Below are 16,827 nucleotides of genomic sequence, written 5' to 3'. Positions count from 1 at the left end.
TCTCTAGAACTCTTGTTTTTAGAACAATGGTCCCCAGGGCACTGCATATGGCAATAAAGAAGTAAATAAGGGTAATTATATGAAAAGTAAAAAATTTAAGTTATCTCCTACGGGAAAACTCGCGGTATCCATGGCAATTATTTTGGCAACCTGTTCAGCCAGTTTCGCCAATGGAATTACTCCCGGAGGCGATGCTGCACACAGCCCGGGTGTTATCCAGGCTGACACCGGTGCAACGGTAATAAATATTGTTGCACCTTCGGACTCAGGGCTATCACATAACCAATATCAGGATTTCAACGTTGACCAAATGGGGGCGGTGTTCAATAACTCCCTGGAGAATGGGCAATCACAACTGGCAGGCGAATTATCTGCCAACAGTAACCTAAATGGGCAAGCTGCAAGCGTGATCTTAAATGAGGTTATTAGCCGTAACCCTTCATTTTTGCTCGGAGAACAGGAAGTGTTTGGCATAGCTGCTGATTATATACTGGCAAACCCTAACGGCATCACCTGTAACGGCTGTGGTTTTATCAATACTAATCAGGCGTCATTGGTTGTCGGTAACCCGCTGGTGGAAAATGGTATCCTCCAAGGTTTTAGCACATTTGATAACCAAAAGGCTTTGGATATCAGAAACAAGGGATTATCTCATAATGATGTGTTGAATCTGATCGCGCCTAAAGTTGATATCAATGGTCAGGTGATTACCTCAAAAAACCTCAATATCACGACGGGGAATAACAAAATCTCCGCCGATGGCCACATTTTGGATTCTCAGCAAGCGAATACTGGTGCACTCGACAGCTATTATTTTGGCAGTATGCAGGCTGGGCGTATCCGTCTGCTGAATACGGCGGAAGGAAGCGGCGTCAATTTACGGGGCAAAATGACGGCTGATGATGGCATTGATATTGAATCTTACGGCGATGTGAAGTTGGAAGCTGCGGTTCTAAAAGGCGGGGATATCAACTTGACAGGCAATAATGTGCTGTCTCAAGGACGCCTGCATCAATCTTTATCAAACAAAAAAGGCAGTGATAATCACGACAGTATCTTCAGTGACATTTATACCGAAAAAAAGCAAATCAGTGAATCTGTTGCCCGTACCCAATTGGCAGGCAAGAACATCATGCTGGTTGCCAAACAAAACAATCAAGTAATGGCAACCGATATTGAAGGGAACAATGTCGAACTGACTGGTGCCAATCTGAAACTGGATGGGCAAAAACTTCATCAACTTTACCGTAGCATCAATAATCAAGGGAAAGTAGTTTGGCGGTATGATGTCACCAATGAGAATGAAAAATATCAGTACGAAGGCAATACCATCAACGCTCATGAAAAGGTTCAGCTGACTACCAGTGAAGGCAATGCAGAAGTGTTTGCCAGTAAGATCAAAGCCGGAAATAAGTTGTTCGTATCTGCTGAGAAAGATGTGAAGCTGGCTGGACTGGCTGAATCAGAAATGACCTCAGAGAAGGGATATAAAAAGCGCCATTCTGCATCATTGCAGACGGGTCACTGGAACGAGGTCAATACCACGCAAAGAAGCACTGGCAATGAATTAAGCTCAGGCGGAGATTTGGTCATCCGGGCAGGTGGAAATGTTGACATTACCGGAACGCACATTAATTCAGGCGAAAACCTGATGGTTTTGGCGGGACAACAAACCAATATTACTGTTCAATCCCTTGTTGATGATCAAAGCCTTGTCAAGGATAAAACTTATTGGGGCGGCATTGCTGGTGGTAGCAAGAAAGATAATCGCGATAAATCAGAAACTCATCATATTTCCGAAGTTACGGCTGGTGGGTATGTGCTGCTGAACAGCATGAATGGTGTCACCATTACGGGTAGTAAAATCAAAGCCCAAAAAGGTGCCTATGTTGAAGCCAATGATGGACAATTAACTATCGATAACGCGGTCAGCCATACTTATAAAGAGGTGGATGAAAGAAAAGGAACAATTTTCAATATCACCAAAAATACTAACCAAGAACACAACCAGCAGCAAAAATCTTCCGGCAGTCATTTGATTTCTGATACAGACCTGAAATTATTCAGCAATAAAGATATCACTGTTGTTGATAGCCTGGTGAAAAGCGCCAAAGAATTGCAACTGGATACTTCGGGTAACATCAATATCCTGAATTATGGTGAGAAAAATCAGTACCAACGGGAAAAAACCAACCTTGACTGGCTGTACTACGCCAAGGATATGAAAGATAAACAATATCGTGCTGGTGTAGGTTTTGAGCATGTTACCGATAAACAGAAGGATGAAAGCACAACACAACGTCCATCAGAATTGAGTGGTGGCAATCTCACTATAAATGCCGGCCAAAATGTCACCGTGACTGGCTTAAAATTGGTTACAACTCAGGGAGACGCAAGAATCACTGGGGATAATATTGCCTTACTGGCCGGAGAAAACAGCACATCAACGTCAACCTCACAAGAGAAACTGCGTAGCAGCGTGTTTGTCACTGGTGGTATGGACAAGCTCGGCAGTGGCGTTGACGGAAATTACAATAATGGTGGGAAATCCCAAGGCCAAACAACCGCAGAAGTGGCAAAAACTCGGGTCACTGGCAACCTTGAGCTGAACGCAATGGGTGAGTTGAAGCAACAGGGCACGCACCATCAGGTGCAAGGCTCCTATCAGGCCAATGCTGGCAGTATTAAGAATGTAGCAACAGCCAATACAGAATCCAGCTCAACCAATCAATTACAGGTTGGTGGTGAGATCAGCGGAACCGCCGATTACAGTGCAACTACCCGTCCTGTGGAAAAAACGGCCAAAGCCGCCGCAGATAAGAAACTGGATACTGCGATCACAAAGACTGGCCTGCCTAATGCGGGTATTGAACTGGCGATGGATGGTAAAAGCCATTACACCAATAACCACCAGTCCAATGCCGTAGTGACTACCGTCAAGGCTGGCGATATCAAAGTCACAACGAACGGTGATGTCTACGATCAAGGTACGCAATATGAAGCCAAGAAAGGCGGTGTTTCCCTGACCGCTGGCAGCCATACCAGTGAAGCGGCACTCAACCGCCAAAACACTCATTCCTCTGATACCACTGGCAATGCAAGCTTGCGTGTCTACACCACAACAGGCGCAGATATTTCCGTCAGTGGCAAAGGCAATGGCAGCTATCAGGAAACATCCAACAATACTACCAGCGCAGCCACCAGTAGCATCAAAGCCCAAAACGGCATCAATGTCCAGGTGACCAGAGACGCACGCTACCAAGGCACCTCAATGGATGCGGGCAAAGGTTCAGCCAATGTTAATGCAGGTGGAAATATTCAGTTCAATCAAGCCACCAATCGCAATGAGAAACAAAGCAATGGCTACAATGGAGAGATTTCCCTGACCGTAGGAACCAACCCTGATGGTAAGAATTTCAGTGGTAGCCTTGGTGGCGGTTATAACACCGACAATCAAAACAATACTACAGCTCAAACCAGCAATCTTACTGGTGGGCAAGGTGTAAACCTGAATGCGGGTAATAATCTGGCGTTACAAGGTGCCAACGTTTCTGGCAAGCAGGTAGATTTAACCGCACAGCGTGGAAAAATAGAACTGACTTCGGCTCAGGATACTGCCAACGCCAATGGTTGGAATGTCGGTGCGAAAGCGAAAGGTGGCATGTCTTCCACAGCCCGCAAAAATGAAGGAGGTGATGGCGCGGCAGACGATTCGGCTAACAAAATCATCGATAGCAAATATAACATTGGCGGTGAATTGAAATTTGGTGTCAACCATCTGGATCAAACCACTCACCGTAATACCCATGTTTCCGGCGGCAATGTTACGCTGACCAGTGCGGGAGACACCTCACTCAAAGGCGCGAATGTGGTTGCTGATCAGGTAACGGGCAAAGTCGGTGGTAATTTCAATGTCGAAAGCCGCAAAGACAGCACCCATAGCCTGAATGTAGGTCTGGATGCTGGCTTGGGTTACAGCAAAACCGTCAAAGGAGATGCTCCTTCTAAAGAAAGTGTTCCTACCGCAACGGAAGGCTTGTCAGAAAACGCAGTGGCTACCGGTAATGCCAAAACTGACGGTGAAGCACCAAGTTTGAAAGATCAACTGAAAGCCGCGTTCAAGGGCTTCAATGGCAAATTCAAAGGCAATTACGATACTATCGACCAAGAAGCTGTCAGCAAGCAAACAACATTGACTGGTGCTCAAGGGGTTAATCTGGATGCTTCTGGAACAACGTATTTGGTGGGCAGTAAAATTGACAGCACCCAAGGAGCTGTCTCACTGAATACCCCGCAAATTAATCAACAATCTGTTGCGGGATACGACAAGGGCAAAAACTTAGGGGTTAACGTGCCAGATTCCATGGCAAGTCTGGCAGTCTCTGCACAAAAAGATATTTTCTCCGGTAAAGTACCTTTTGTGAAAAATGAGAGCCACAATACTGAGATCCCAACTGTCCACAGTGAAATCAAGGGTCGTCAATTAGATTGATCATCATGATCAACGATTGATCTTCTGTACGGTAGCCTTATATTGGCTACCGTACTTTTTCAAATCCTCTCATCAGTTGCCTTTTCCATTTTGCCTGTTACTCTTTTTTCACTTACGTATTTTTTCGCTTATATTTCGCTTATATATAGCGAACAACATTATCGAACAGCGTTCAGGGCATATATCTTAAGTGCTATCTTTAAAAGTGATATAACGAGTAACATCAGGCACGACCAGATTTAAGGGGGATGTAATGCCAAGTGACCATGAAAAAAGGGAACAACCCAATATGGGGAAGAGTTTCACATCGTTAGAGAAAGGGCTACATGGCAGTAAAAAAGCGCTTTCCATAACAATTCGTATGGGCAATGTCATCCGCCGCATTCCTTTTATCGCTCACTTAATTAGGGCGGCACAACGTTTCAACGACCGAATGGGCAGCCAATTTGGGGCTGCAATCACCTATTTCTCATTTCTATCCTTAATCCCAATCCTGATGCTCTCTTTTGCCATCGCGGGTTTTGTGCTGGCTTCCAATCCTGATTTGCTGGCTCGCTTGATCAATGGTATCGCCAATAGCATCAGTGATCCCGCTCTCGCCAACACATTGAAAAACAGCGTAGACACTGCGGTCAACCAAAGAACGACTGTAGGATTGACAGGTTTGGCGATTGCTCTTTATTCAGGTTTGAATTGGGTCGGTAATTTACGCGAAGCGATACTTGCCCAATCCCGGGATATCTGGGAACTCAATCATGAAGATAAAGAGAAAATCTATTTTCAGTATATTCGCGATTTTTTCTCTCTATTCGGTCTGCTTTTTGCGTTGGTAATGACCCTTTCACTGACTTCCATTGCTGGTTCAGCCCAAGCTTCCATCGTCCATGCCCTTGGATTGGAAGGCATAGAATGGTTGCGCCCAGCATGGACATCGATTGGCATGACCATTTCCATTTCTGCCAATTATTTGTTATTTCTATGGATATTGTGGATCTTGCCGCGTCATCGCCCTGAAAGAAAAGCGCTGTTCAAAGGAACTTTAATGGCTGCCATTGGATTTGAAGTCATCAAATACATTATGACCATGATGCTGCCACGCCTTGCCAGTTCACCCTCTGGCGCTGCTTTTGGCTCGGTGATTGGCTTAATGGCTTTCTTCTATTTCTTCGCCCGCCTGACGCTGTTTTGCGCCGCGTGGATCGCTACCGCAGAAGAGAAGAAAACCGAGTAAATATCCATATATTAATAAGTAAGGCTGTTTTTTTGCTGTACCTACTTGTCATATAACTAGTTATATAAAAACCAAAAAAGGAGTCATTTTTATGCCATTTGTGAACATCAAAATTACCCGAGAAGGTGCCACCGCTGAGCAGAAAAAACAACTGATCGAAGGTGCAACCCAGCTGCTGGTGGATGTGCTCGGAAAAAATCCCGCAACGACCTTTGTGATCATTGATGAAGTTGAAACGGACAATTGGGGAGTTGGCGGTAAGAACGTCACTGAATTAAGGGCTGCGGCGAAGAAGTAAGCTGAAAAATCCAGTTAGTATTAGATAAGAATAATCATATTAAAATCAGCTAGTTCATTTAACTAGCTGATTTTTTGTTATGGAATATGACTATCTCTAAACTGCGAATCATGACGCCCATACCTGCAAGGATAAATGAAGTTGAGCTAAGACTTATAATAAGGCTTTGCAATAGATACATTGCCATCTTTGCCAATAATCCAGAAAATTGTATTCTTTTCATGTACCTAACTCTTCCACAAATTCATCAAACACAGCATTGAAAAATTCTTTATTTTTGTTATAGCATTTCCAGTGCCTTAACATATGGATCATTAAATCACGTTAGCAACTATTTAATTCATTTATTATTTGTTGACCATATTTTTCTATTTGAAATCAAAAAAATTGCTAGTACAATTACTGTACTTTTTCACTGTCCAGAGTCTCTGTTTATCGTGTCTTAGGGATGAAAAACAGAAATAAGTGTCAATTTTTTATCTTGTAAACCTCACTTGCGATATCAAATAGCAATTGTATAACAATCGCTTATAACTAATAAGTGATGTTAAGTTGTCTTCAAAACTCAAGATATACCTTCATGACATAAGGGAATAGTGATAAAGCTTAAGTTGCAGGATTTACGTTAGTTGGTTGATTTTCAAGGTTAAAATTCCATAGCCGTTTTCTCATATCAGGTTTGATTATGAAGGGGGGAATGATGTTTTTCCATGTTATCAACAAAAATAATATTATCGTATTTACTTTAATATTGGGGGTTGTCATTTTATTTTTATCTTTTGATAACAGTCGAGTGAGGATTGTTGGTTACGCTGATAAGCATTGTCAGAAAAATACAGCCTGTTTTATTGATATGAACGAAATCACTCCTTTTGACTGGGATAAAATGTATATCATCGATAAAGAAATGGAACCTAAAGAGATAGAGGACATTATCGGTGCGACATTTAATAAGAAAGCCAGTCTTTTTTATAAAATTATCTTTGTCAGAGATAATAAGGTGGTTTATTCAGATGAGTATAATTCTTCGGATAAATCTTACGAGAAAAAATTTATTAAGCCTAGCTTTCATTATCCATATGAAAGAAAAGAAAATTATTTTAGCCACTATGCTATCTCAAAAAATAATTCTATTATTTCAATAGAAATTAAACATAATCCATTTATAAGCGATAAAGTTTACTACAAAATTTCCCCTTCTAATGTGCAGCAAATTAGAGGGGGAAATTTGTAAATTTCTCCGGCTTCTTTAAGAAAATAAGAAAAATTACAAGATTGAGTGCAGGTTTGCTATTTTTTATTGGCCTGCACTTCTTTTTTTGTCTTTATTGTGCTGCTTTTGGTGGATTTGCGAAATTGGTTTTTGTTGTTTTTCTGCTTTAATGGCGGAGAACCATCGGTCAAATTATTTTTTACGGTTTCTGGGTTATTGTTTTGCTCTTTTAGGCGCTTTTCCAGAGCACAGGTGATCTTGATATTTTCCAAAGTGCGAGTTAATCCTTTTATCAGACGCTCATTTTTATCCGCCTGAGCATACTCGAGCTGTTTTTCCAACGTTGTTTTCTTAATCTCACATCCCGCTTTACCTTGGTTTGCATAGGCTGCACTCATACTGAAAACGATCAATACAGATAAGATCACGGTTTTCGACATCATGGATTATTCCTAAGATCATTGAGGTTACTTATCCAAAATTTTATACTCTGATCTTGATTTAATCCTGAAAATTCCTCTGGATTCACAACGAAGAGGGTGCAGAAGGAGGCTTTTATCTTTTTTGCTGAGAATGAGGCTATAATGCCTCTTTAGTTGTCTGGTAGGGCATCAGGCAAGTTATCAATATTCTGCTCTCGGGGTTAAATCGAATGCTAAGTTATCGCCACCAATGAGATTTGGTGTTCTGGTGTTACCGTATTTTTACTAAATTTACTTATATATCAAATCATTATGCTGATATTTGTACTGTATATTGTTCCAGTGCTTATTGACGTTTTTCCACTTTTACATCACACTGTGGGGTAATCGGTGGGGTAACAAAATATCTTGAATTAGAGATTCAAATGACTACTGGAATAAATCGATTATCAGATAAAAAACTCAAAGCATTGCTGGGAACTCACTCTGACAAAGTGAGAAAAATATCTGATGGTGCTGGGTTGATGATTCGCATCACAAAGGCAGGTTCCATTAGCTGGATTTATAAGTATCGATTGGGTGGAAGGAATACCGAAGCAAAATTACTGACTCTTGGAAGATACCCTGATTTGTCTTTAGCAAAAGCCCGAGAGATGCGCACTCAATGCCGAGCATGGCTAGCAGGTGGCAAAGATCCCCAACGAATGATAAAGCTGGATAGGGAAGAGACATTAAAACCAGTCACTGTTCAGGACGCTATTGAATATTGGTTAACTGAATATGCTGATAATAATTTAGTGAATTCCGATAGATATAGAGAACGCTTTAATAAACATTTGTTCCCTTATATTGGTGATATGGCACTTTCTGATTGTGATACACCTTATTGGCTTCGACGCTTTGACCAAGTGAAAAAGGTAGCCCCCAGTGTGGCAGGAATGCTTTTGCAAATGTCACAGCAGGCTCTTAAGTTTTGCCGAGTCAGGGACTTTGCTGTTTCCCATGTTTTGGAAGGTATTACGAAGCAGGATATAGGCGTAAAATTAAATAAGCGAAAAAAAGTTTTAACTGAAAAAGAATTATCTGATGTAGTTAGAGCGGTACATAGTGATTTTTTTATTCCTTATTATTCAGATCTTTTTTATTTATTAATTGTGTTTGGTGCCAGAACTGTCGAAGTTCGTCGTTCTAAAATGAATGAGTGGGATTTGGAGCAAAGGTTATGGATTGTTCCTGAAATTAACAGTAAAACGAGAGAGAAAATAGTAAGGCCTATCCCCGATGCTATGGTAACGAAAATACATAGATTAAAATCCCAAAATAAACATTCTGAATATTTATTAGGAGAATATAAAGAAAATACGGCTGTTAGTTCAACTGGGAACAGAGTATGGGAAAGATTAAAACATAATGAAAAATGGGTTCTTCATGACTTTAGGCGTACATTTGCAACCATGCTAAGTGATGCGGGAATCGCCCCACACATTGTTGAATTGCTGTTAGGGCATACTTTAGGTGGTGTGCTAGCGGTTTATAACCGGAGCCAATACCTACCAGAGAAGCTAGATGCTTTAAACAAATGGTGCGAGAGACTGGATGTATTGGCGGGTAATTATGAGAATGTGGTTATATTAAAGGCAGTTCAATAATAGGGTTTAATTGATTTGATGAATAAGCAGGATAATTGTGATAGACACGCAACAATGTTGCTTTCTTTTGTAATGATTTCATTTAAGTAAAATACCCTCATAAAAACAATTAAACAGTGAGGGTAACATGACCATTCAATACAGTACTCCTACACCTGAAGAACGCCGCTCAATCCTTTCTGAGTATGGCGAACCTTATGATCGTCTTATACGTGAAAAGGAACGCCAGCACATTACCTCTATTTCCAGAACGTCAGCATGGAAATTGGAAAATGAAGGCCGCTTTCCTGCCCGTAAGCCACTAGGCCGCAATTCTTGTGCGTGGCTGCTCAGTGATCTATTGCACTGGGTACGTAACCCGCCCACTGTAGACAATGTAAATAACCCATATAGCCGTAAACCTGCTAACTAATAACATCATGGAAAAAAATTACTGCCTTGATTGGCAGCGGTCAAACTCACTCTAAAAATAGTTTGATTTTGGGGAATAGGTGGTGTGATGGTAAATAGCTATAGAGATTCTTTGAGATTAAGCAATTATCAATTTGATAAACAACCCTCTTTAAGAGGGTTAGTTAACAATCACAGTTATTACTGGTTGGTTCAGATTTTAGGCTTTATTCCTAAAGTCAGGAGTTTTTCGCGGCAAGCATCTTTAACCCATGAACTGAAATTACCTTTATCAGCTATCTCTTCAATTTGCTCAAGCAGATCGTCTTCAAAGCGAATTGTTCGACGTGTGCTGTTATTTCGTTCATATGATTTTTTGCTTTTTTCATCTTGCATCGGTTCGAACCATTATGTTAGTTTATTAAACAGTGGTGCGAACCATTATAAAGATGAGCGCCATAAAAAAGCAATGCCCCGTAGTGGTGGAACACTGACGAGGCATCTAACCAAACCGTTAATCGAGGTAACGATCATGGCTGACACACAGTCTAACCAAACTCGCCTAAAATTTACATTCCTAATTGCATCCGGCACTCAGCGGCTGGCTGGTATGTTCTCGCTGATCTTCGTATCACGTCAGGAGGCACACCATGAGCAATAAACCTATCTCACTAAAGCAGGCACTGTATCGCGTAGGTTTGAGCACTTCACTCTTCACGTTCATTATCAAAAAAGCGAACGACGAGTGCGAAACCAACTTAAATAACCTGATTGCACTGGCGTGCGATATCAATCAGGAAGTTCACCGCGCTCTGTTGAAACATGCCCCGCAGCCTCTTGCGAATAAATTATTAAATTCCGTGATACATAGACAATCCGGCTCATTAGATCAGGCCGCGTTTCGTGCGGGTTTATGCACTTCTTTATACGAAGTGATTCTTGAGCAGGCCAGCCAACATTGTTCAGAAGAGTTACATGATTTGCTTTCGCTGGCCTGTGATATCAATCAGGAAGCTTACTATTCGCTTTATGCGGTGGTTAATGGTGAGGAAGAATGATCATGGGTCAGGGAAATCATAACCCCAAAAGCCTCCCGATTGACATAATCCGAGCTGTGAAGCAATCCGCTGTCAATAATTGGCAAAATCTGTTGCCAGCTTGTGGCATCCACGTTCCGGCTAGGGGAAAGCATGGCGCTTGCCCGATATGCGGCGGCACTGATCGCTTTCATTTTATAGATGATAACCATAACGGCGACTGGCATTGCCGCCAGTGTGATGAGCCAAATCACGGTGACGGGCTGGATTTGGTGGCAAGAACCAAAGGGATCACCGTCTTTGCAGCGGCTAAACTGGTGGCGGATGTGCTGGCAATACCTTTGCCCGAACCTAAACACGTCAAAGAACAGCCACGAGCAGCAAAGCCGATTGCTGAACGCATTGCGGCACTGGTTGCCACTACTGTTACAGGTGAATCTCAATATCTGGTGAAAAAGGGGCTGCAATGCCCCAATCAACGGTTATTGAAAGATGGTTCGTTATTGCTGGTGGTTCAGGCGCTGGACGGCACAATTACGGGCGCACAAACCATTAAGCCGAACGGTGAAAAGCGCCTTGTTGCAAGTACTCAGAAAAAAGGCAGTTTTATCCCCGTCTCCAAAATTACCAGAACACCGGACACAATCATCATTACCGAGGGTTACGCCACAGCCTTAACTGTTCGCCAATTGCATAAGGGCGTGGTACTGGCGGCCATTGATGAAAGTAATTTATCGGTGGTAGCCGGACTGGTGAGAGAGCGGTGGCCAAACGCCAGAATCATCATTGCTGCTGATAATGACTGGCATGAGCAAGGAGAACAGGACAAAAACGGTAGGCTAAAAAAGAATGTCGGCAAGATAGCGGCAGAAAAGACCGCTATAGCGATTAACGGCTGGGTAACACTACCGCCTACGGAATTAAAATCTGATTGGGATGATTATCGCCAGCATCACGGCATTAAGGCAGCAAAGCAGGCATTCAGTAACGGGTTATATCAGGTTGGGGAGAAAAAACTCATGGAAGCAGAAGCGGTGGTTATTCACGAAACGAAGCCAAAGAAGACCAATAATAATCTGGCACAAATGGCAGCCAGTCAGCGCGGGGCACTATTGGTTGAGCGGTACGGCAAAGTGGCGGTTAACCCTGATAGCGAAATGGTTTACTACTATAACGGTACAACATGGGAAACCGTGTCGGATAATGAGCTGCGCCGCACAATGGTGGCAATTTTTGACCAGCACGAAACCCCTTACAGCCCGAACGGGATTAATAACGCTATCTATGCCATGAAATTACAAGTGCCGGTTATCGGGGAGCAGCGGCAGGATTTAATTGGGTTCCGTAATGGTGTGTATGATTTATCGGTTCAACAGTTTACCCCGCACCAGCCGGAACACTGGTTAATGAACCATAACGGTATTGCATTCACCCCGCCTGCTGTCGGTGAAAATTTACCAGACCATGCCCCAGATTTTTATCGCTGGTTATCCCATGCGGCGGGAAGCAATGAAAATAAGATGAATCGCATTAAAGCCGCCCTGTTTATGATCCTGGCAAACCGCTATGACTGGCAGCTATTTATTGAAGTGACGGGTGAAGGTGGCAGCGGCAAGAGCATCTTTACGTATATTGCGACCTTATTGGCGGGCGAACACAATACCGCCAGTGGCAATATGAGAGCACTGGATGAGGCAAGAGGCCGTTATCAGTTTGTCGGGAAAAGCCTGATTACGCTGCCCGATCAGGTTAAATATGTCGGTGAAGGGGCAGGCATTAAGGCTGTTACAGGCGGCGACCTAATTGAAGTTGACGGGAAGTATGAGAAACAATTCTCTACCGTTATTAAAGCTGTGGTGTTAGCGACTAATAACGAACCGATGAGCTTTACAGAACGTAATGGCGGTATTGCACGGCGGCGGGTGATATTCCCGTTTAACATTCCGGTCAAAGAGTCAGAGAAAGATCCACACTTGCCGGAGAAAATCAGTCGGGAACTGCCCGTTATAATTCGCCATTTATTAAACGAATTTGCCGACCAGAATAAGGCGAAAAAACTGCTACAAGCGCAACGCGATTCTAACGAAGCATTAACGGTGAAAAGCAATTCCGATCCGTTGTATCGCTTTTGTGGTTATCTGGTAATCGTCAATGAGGCCACTGGGATGAAGATGGGAAATAAGAACATCAGCCCACGCGCACCGAGGTTGTATTTGTATCACGCTTATCTCTCTTTTATGGAAGCACACGGCTTTGAACGACCGCTCACACTGACTAAGTTTGGCGAATCACTCCCCAAAATTATGCTGGAATACAAAAAGGAGTATCGGAAAGTACGAACCAAGAAAGGTTACTCTTATAACGTTGAGTTGTCGGAAGAAGCCGAAGAGTGGTTGCCGTCTGTGCCTGAGTGCCGGGATTTTAAATCCCCGCTATAAACCTTTTAGGTTTTAGTCTGCATTCCATACACCATTTTAAATATCTACCTGTATTTAAAAGAAAATAATAGATGTATAGTTATTTTTTAGCTATACATCAACTATACATTCTCTTCATTAGGATAAAAAAGGGGTGAATAGAGGATACAGTCAATGAATATCATATTAATTACGACAAACCCAGATGTAGCAAGGCTTTCAGGGGACTGTGCAGAGGGTGTATAACTGAGAGGGGAAAAAAGATTTATAGGGGGGGATCTCTGGCAGGTAAATAAAAGCCAGATAAATCAAAAGACGTAAAATAAGGTATCAGGCTGATTTGGTGCTGCCAGAAATTTAAGCGATGTAATCTTCTGATTTACTTTAAAAACAGAGATTAATCACAAATTCATTGCTGCGCTTATACTCTGACTGGAATAGATAAATATTCCTGTTGTATCCTGTTTCATTCGATATTTATCGGAAACCAGATCACAGGAGACAAGATGTCACACATCATCTACTTGTCGTTAAAGGGCAAGAAACAGGGATTAATTTCGGCTGGCTGTTCAACACCTGAATCGATAGGAAATCGCTATCAGACAGGCCGGGAAGATGAAATACAGGTACTGAGTGTCAGCCATTCAGTGAGTCGCGACCAGAACGCGCATCATCACCCGGTCAGCTTTACCAAACCCATTGATAAATCCTCACCACTGTTAGCAATGGCAATCGACGGAAACGAATTGCTGGAAGCGCGCTTTATGCACTACCGGACAAGTCCGATGGGACAACTGGAACTCTTTTACGAAATTAAACTGACAGGCGCAACGATTGTCGATCTGGCCTATAATTATCCCCATTCCATTAATGATAACGGTGCAATCCCCCATGAAGTGGTGATGCTCGATTACAAATCGATATCATGTAACCATATTGCCGCGGGGACTTCGGGTTACAGCATTACGCAATTAGCCGGACGTGAAGAAGGCAGGCCGCTTTTATCCGGGTTTTCGAATGTGAAGCCACTTAAGAAGCCGCTGGTTGAAGAGGCTCCGGTAAAACCCGCTAAACATCATGCCCGCTATCGTTGTGTAGATGATGACGGCAATCTTTTAACCGAATGCAAGTATCGGGTTTGCCTGCCGGATGGTCAGATAAAAGAAGGAAAGACTGATAAACAAGGTTATACCCAATGGCATCTTACGGATGACAAAAATAACCTGAGCTTTCATATTGTAAAGGATTAATACCATGCCAACTTATAGCGTTTACACTCAAATTAAATCGAATGTACCTGCTGAAAAATTGTTTTACGATTTAATTATTTCTCGTCAGGATGCAGAAGGAAATCATCATATATTACTGGATGTTGAAAAAGCGCAATTGCAGAGTAATTATGAAACTCAAAAACATATTACTCAGGAAACAGATGATGATCTTTCTGTAATTTATATTATGCAATTTATGCTTTACCGTAAACACGGTTCGAATACTATTCAGGCATTGCAAGCCCCGTTTAAAAAAATGTATACGCTGGGTGAATTTGTAGCAGGTAAAGCATGTTCGGATAACAAACGAGAAAATGTCTGCTATTTTGAAAGTACGGCTGAAACAAAACCCGTCAGCGATGGCGATAATACGATTGAATTAAAAATTACTATACCTGAAAGAGTATTTATTGCAAAAGAATATCCAGTTGGTCACGAAAAAGATCCATTTGAAAAAAGTAAAATTGAATCGGAAATTCAGGATAGAATTGCAAAAAAAACTTATCCAAGACAAGGATGGGCTAGTTTATGTGGCCCAGCGGCATTTTTTTATTGCTTACAGAAGGATAGGCCAGATATTTATGAGCAATCTGCCCGTGAGCTATGGAAATATGGCAAGACTAAAATAGGTAGATTAGAAATTAAACCGGGTGATGGTTGCCGCCACCCTAACGGTTCTTTCTATAATAATGGAGCACCAACAATTTCAGGTTTAGATTGGATAACATTAGCGAGCTTAAGAGACTCAGAAAATGCTATTTTTGGCTATAATCAAGTTGAAGCTGAAACAGCGGGAGTTACAATGTGGGGGAAATTAACCGAATGGTTTGAGAAAGCAGGTTATGAGAAAATTTTTGATAATATAAGTATTTTTTCCCATAGTAATATCAATGATATAATAACTTTAAACGATTATATAAGAAAAGGGTATATTGTTGTAAGTTTAATATCGGTTGGAATGCTAAACGGATCAGCTGGTGAAACTTCAGGTAAAAATCATTGGATTGTATGGGAAGGTGAAGTTAGCTCAAAAGGAAAGTCAATAAACCTAGATAGTGAAAATGAAATAGTTAATTTAAATATGTTTACTTGGGGAGGGATTAGTGAGCGGGTTAAACCTAATAATAATTTAAATTATTTTTTAAAACATACATTTGGAGGGTTGGTTTTTAAACCAATAAAATAAAAATGAGAAATATTTTTTTCATTATATCCATCTTACTTGTTTCTGCTTGTACAAGACAAACTGTTTCCATTTATCCTAATGGAAACTATTTAAAAGATGCTCAGGTAGGAGTTCCATATAATGAAATAATAAAAATACCGGGTGTTATAGATATGGGTTTTTCAGCCAAAATAACACCTTCAAACTCAGGTCTAACATGGAATCCTAGCGATTATACAACCCCTGTTCTGCCAGCAACAGAAAAAGACTATAGCCGTATTCAAATTCAAGGAATGCCTATACATGCTGGAGAAATAACTATAAAAATATCTGGTGGTGTTTATGGCAATATGTTTACAAAAGTAGGTAAATTTAATAAAACCTACACAATAAAAGTGAAAGAATGATTTTTATTATTAGAATGGCGATTTACATCGCCATTTCTATATTTGTATGCTTGCTCAACAGAATTATAATTCTTCCTTATTATTTTCATGATGTTAAAAGTTATTTACTGAAAAAATAACTATTCTGAAAAACACCATGAAAAAACTACTCGAATTACGCCAGCAAAAAGCCGATTTAACCCAGCAAATGCGTTCCCTTCTCACCAAAGCTGGAGATGAAAAATGCTCACTAACCAATGATGAAGCCAAACAGTTTGACGAACTGCGCAGCCAGTCCGATTCCCTGAATGCGGAAATTGCCCGTTATGAAGCATTGTCTGATGAAGAACGCAGTCAGGCAGGTAAAACCCAGCCGACCAGCAAGAACCTCAGTAATGACGAATTGCGTCACTATATTCTGACCGGAGAAACCCGCACTTTGTCTACGGGCGTTCCGTCAGAGGGCGGCTATACCGTTATCCCTGAACTGAATAAGCAGATCATGCAGCAATTGGCTGATGAATCTGTCATGCGCAAAATCTGTACGATTAAAACCACACGCAGCAACGAATATAAGCAATTAGTTTCGGTCGGTGGTGCGGCGGTGGCACACGGCGAGGAAGGCAAGGCACGTGGCGAGACAACCACACCGAAGATGGAAGAAGTGAGCATCAAGCTGTTCCCCATTTACGCTTCTCCCAAGACCACCCAAGAGATTATCGATTTTAGCGATGTAGATGTTCTGGGCTGGCTGACCTCAGAGATTGCCGATACCTTCGTCGATACCGAAGAAACGGATCTTGTGAGCGGTGACGGCAGTAAAAAAGCGAAAGGCTTTCTGTCTTATCCCCGTGAC

16 protein-coding genes are annotated in these 16,827 nt (G+C 41.9%); 13 read left to right on the top strand and 3 right to left on the bottom strand.

The genetic code is table 11. From position 1 onward, the window contains the following. Nucleotides 1–79 precede the first annotated feature (79 nt). The 3 genes from PSI23_RS14525 (at nucleotide 80) to PSI23_RS14515 (ending at nucleotide 6,021) form a co-directional block, all read left to right on the top strand. Nucleotides 80–4,492, top strand: a complete 4,413-nt coding sequence (locus tag PSI23_RS14525; RefSeq protein ID WP_273555760.1) for a hemagglutinin repeat-containing protein — start codon at nucleotides 80–82, stop codon at nucleotides 4,490–4,492. 253 nt (nucleotides 4,493–4,745) lie between these two features. Then, nucleotides 4,746–5,723, top strand: coding sequence for an inner membrane protein YhjD (yhjD, locus tag PSI23_RS14520; protein ID WP_273555759.1), 978 nt, complete (start codon nucleotides 4,746–4,748; stop codon nucleotides 5,721–5,723). 91 nt (nucleotides 5,724–5,814) lie between these two features. Beyond that, on the top strand, nucleotides 5,815–6,021 hold the full coding sequence (locus PSI23_RS14515) for a 2-hydroxymuconate tautomerase family protein (RefSeq protein WP_273555758.1): 207 nt from the start codon (nucleotides 5,815–5,817) through the stop codon (nucleotides 6,019–6,021). A gap of 58 nt (nucleotides 6,022–6,079) precedes the next feature. On the opposite strand, the gene PSI23_RS14510 is transcribed toward PSI23_RS14515, so the two are convergent. After that, entirely contained in the window at nucleotides 6,080–6,244 is a 165-nt protein-coding gene (locus PSI23_RS14510; protein ID WP_273555757.1) for a hypothetical protein, read from the bottom strand. A 474-nt stretch (nucleotides 6,245–6,718) separates the two neighbouring features. Here PSI23_RS14510 and PSI23_RS14505 point away from each other — a divergent pair, with 474 nt between their 5' ends. Continuing rightward, nucleotides 6,719–7,255: a hypothetical protein gene (locus tag PSI23_RS14505; protein WP_273555756.1), complete on the top strand. Its 537-nt coding sequence runs from the start codon at nucleotides 6,719–6,721 to the stop codon at nucleotides 7,253–7,255. 56 nt (nucleotides 7,256–7,311) lie between these two features. On the opposite strand, the gene PSI23_RS14500 is transcribed toward PSI23_RS14505, so the two are convergent. After that, complete coding sequence (locus PSI23_RS14500; RefSeq protein WP_273555755.1) at nucleotides 7,312–7,677, bottom strand: DUF1090 family protein; 366 nt, start codon at nucleotides 7,675–7,677, stop codon at nucleotides 7,312–7,314. A gap of 404 nt (nucleotides 7,678–8,081) precedes the next feature. Here PSI23_RS14500 and PSI23_RS14495 point away from each other — a divergent pair, with 404 nt between their 5' ends. Then, on the top strand, nucleotides 8,082–9,305 hold the full coding sequence (locus tag PSI23_RS14495) for a tyrosine-type recombinase/integrase (protein WP_273555754.1): 1,224 nt from the start codon (nucleotides 8,082–8,084) through the stop codon (nucleotides 9,303–9,305). Between the two features lie 127 nt (nucleotides 9,306–9,432). Continuing rightward, nucleotides 9,433–9,717 (top strand): helix-turn-helix transcriptional regulator, encoded by a 285-nt coding sequence (locus PSI23_RS14490; protein ID WP_273555753.1) that lies wholly within the window; start codon nucleotides 9,433–9,435, stop codon nucleotides 9,715–9,717. A 191-nt stretch (nucleotides 9,718–9,908) separates the two neighbouring features. Here PSI23_RS14490 and PSI23_RS14485 read toward each other — a convergent pair whose 3' ends face one another. After that, nucleotides 9,909–10,091 carry a YlcI/YnfO family protein gene (locus PSI23_RS14485; RefSeq protein ID WP_273555752.1) on the bottom strand — a complete coding sequence of 61 codons (183 nt, stop codon included), beginning with the start codon at nucleotides 10,089–10,091 and terminating at the stop codon, nucleotides 9,909–9,911. A gap of 136 nt (nucleotides 10,092–10,227) precedes the next feature. On the opposite strand from PSI23_RS14485, the gene PSI23_RS14480 reads away from it, so the two are divergent. The 7 genes from PSI23_RS14480 to PSI23_RS14450 all read left to right on the top strand — a co-directional run. Next, the gene (locus PSI23_RS14480; protein WP_273555751.1) at nucleotides 10,228–10,356 is read left to right on the top strand and encodes a hypothetical protein; all 129 of its coding nucleotides are present in this window, start codon (nucleotides 10,228–10,230) and stop codon (nucleotides 10,354–10,356) included. Then, nucleotides 10,346–10,753 carry a hypothetical protein gene (locus tag PSI23_RS14475; protein WP_273555750.1) on the top strand — a complete coding sequence of 136 codons (408 nt, stop codon included), beginning with the start codon at nucleotides 10,346–10,348 and terminating at the stop codon, nucleotides 10,751–10,753. The genes PSI23_RS14480 and PSI23_RS14475 overlap by 11 nt, the downstream gene beginning before the upstream one ends. Continuing rightward, nucleotides 10,750–13,170, top strand: coding sequence for a primase-like DNA-binding domain-containing protein (locus PSI23_RS14470; protein WP_273555749.1), 2,421 nt, complete (start codon nucleotides 10,750–10,752; stop codon nucleotides 13,168–13,170). Before PSI23_RS14475 ends, PSI23_RS14470 begins: the two co-directional genes overlap by 4 nt. A gap of 485 nt (nucleotides 13,171–13,655) precedes the next feature. Beyond that, the gene (locus tag PSI23_RS22775; protein ID WP_306309599.1) at nucleotides 13,656–14,399 is read left to right on the top strand and encodes an Hcp family type VI secretion system effector; all 744 of its coding nucleotides are present in this window, start codon (nucleotides 13,656–13,658) and stop codon (nucleotides 14,397–14,399) included. A gap of 4 nt (nucleotides 14,400–14,403) precedes the next feature. Then, nucleotides 14,404–15,606: a hypothetical protein gene (locus PSI23_RS14460; RefSeq protein WP_273555748.1), complete on the top strand. Its 1,203-nt coding sequence runs from the start codon at nucleotides 14,404–14,406 to the stop codon at nucleotides 15,604–15,606. A 2-nt stretch (nucleotides 15,607–15,608) separates the two neighbouring features. Then, nucleotides 15,609–15,992 (top strand): hypothetical protein, encoded by a 384-nt coding sequence (locus tag PSI23_RS14455; RefSeq protein ID WP_273555747.1) that lies wholly within the window; start codon nucleotides 15,609–15,611, stop codon nucleotides 15,990–15,992. Between the two features lie 136 nt (nucleotides 15,993–16,128). Further along, nucleotides 16,129–16,827, top strand: a 699-nt coding sequence (locus PSI23_RS14450; RefSeq protein ID WP_273555746.1) for a phage major capsid protein, incomplete at its 3' end; no start/stop codon positions are given.

It is taken from the genome of Xenorhabdus yunnanensis (assembly GCF_028598805.1).
GTDB classification, from domain to species: domain Bacteria; phylum Pseudomonadota; class Gammaproteobacteria; order Enterobacterales; family Enterobacteriaceae; genus Xenorhabdus; species Xenorhabdus yunnanensis.
The sequence above is the reverse complement of the archived record's forward strand: the minus strand, read 5'-3'. Positions and strand labels throughout refer to the sequence as shown.